The organism is Saccharopolyspora sp. (assembly GCF_017434145.1).
Taxonomy (GTDB): Bacteria; Actinomycetota; Actinomycetes; order Mycobacteriales; family Pseudonocardiaceae; genus Saccharopolyspora_C; species Saccharopolyspora_C galaxeae.
In genome coordinates this window covers 1-1,512 of record NZ_JAFRFW010000823.1, presented here as the reverse complement: position 1 = coordinate 1,512, position 1,512 = coordinate 1, and the positions used below count along the sequence as shown (strand labels likewise).

General features: G+C 71.4%; 1 protein-coding gene. It reads left to right on the top strand.

Annotation, left to right across the window (positions count from 1 at the left end; genetic code table 11):
- On the top strand, positions 1-1,512 hold a 1,512-nt coding region (locus IJH84_RS22370), incomplete at both ends, for an ATP-dependent Clp protease ATP-binding subunit (protein WP_295148629.1).

The window sequence follows — 1,512 nt, the reverse complement described above, 5'->3', positions numbered from 1 at the left end:
GGCCAATCCCGACTCGCACGCCGGGCGCCTGCTGTCGGCCTTCCACGTGACGCTGGAGTCGTTGCAGGCCGGACCGGCGGGCACCGCCGGCGGAGGCGGCACCCGGACCGCGGAGTCCGGCGAGGCGGCCAAGACGCCCACGCTGGACCAGTACGGCCAGGACCTCACCGCCCGCGCCCGCGACGGCGGGCTGGACCCGGTGATCGGGCGCGACGACGAGATCGAGCAGACCGTCGAGGTGCTGTCCCGGCGCACCAAGAACAATCCGGTGCTCATCGGCGAGGCCGGGGTCGGCAAGACCTCGGTGGTCGAAGGGCTCGGGCAGCGCATCATCGACGGCACGGTGCCGGACGCGATCAAGGACAAGCGCGTGGTGCAGCTGGACCTGTCCGGCGTCGTCGCGGGCACCCGCTACCGCGGTGACTTCGAGGAGCGGATGAACAAGCTGCTCGAGGAGATCAGCAAGCACCGCGACGAACTGATCATCTTCATCGACGAGCTGCACACCGTGGTCGGCGCGGGCGGTTCGGAAGGCGCGGTCGACGCGGGCAACATGCTCAAGCCGAAGCTGGCCCGCGGCGAGCTGCAGTGCATCGGCGCGACGACCCTGAACGAGTACCGCCGTTTCATCGAGAAGGACGCGGCGCTGGAACGCCGCTTCCAGCCGATCACCGTGGACGAGCCCAGCGTGGCCGACACCGAGCGCATCCTGTGCGGCCTGCGCGACCGCTACGAGGCGCACCACCAGGTTCGCTTCAGCGATGACGCGATCAACGCGGCCGCGGAACTGGCGGATCGCTACATCACCGACCGCTACCTGCCGGACAAGGCGATCGACCTGATCGACCAGGCGGGCGCGCGCAAGCGGCTGCGCACCGGCACCCCGGGCACCGACCTGCGGGAGCTGGAGAGCCGCGCGGACGCGCTGAACCGGGACAAGGCCCAGGCCGTCTCGGACGAGGACTACGAGCGCGCTTCGTCGCTGCGCGACGAGATCGCCGAGGTGCAGCGCCAGATCGCCGAGCAACGCGAAGGCGGGCCCAACGGCATCCCGGTGGTGGGCCGCGACGACATCGCCGAGGTGGTCTCGCGGGCGACCGGCATCCCGGCAACCCAGCTCACCGAGGAGGAGAAGTCCCGCCTGATGAAGCTGGAGGACCAGCTGCACCAGCGGGTGGTCGGCCAGGACGAGGCGGTGCACGCCATCGCCCGCGCGGTGCGGCGCTCCCGCACCGGCATGGGCGACCCGAACCGCCCGGTCGGCACGTTCCTGTTCCTCGGCCCGACCGGCGTCGGCAAGACCGAGCTGGCCCGGGCGCTGGCGGAATCGCTGTTCGGCGACCAGGACCGGATGGTCCGGCTGGACATGAGCGAGTTCCAGGAGGCGCACACCGCCAGCCGGATGGTCGGCGCCCCGCCCGGCTACGTCGGCTACGGCGAGGCCGGTCAGCTGACCGAGACGGTGCGGCGGCGGCCTTACTCGGTGGTGCTGCTCGACGAGATCGAGAAGGC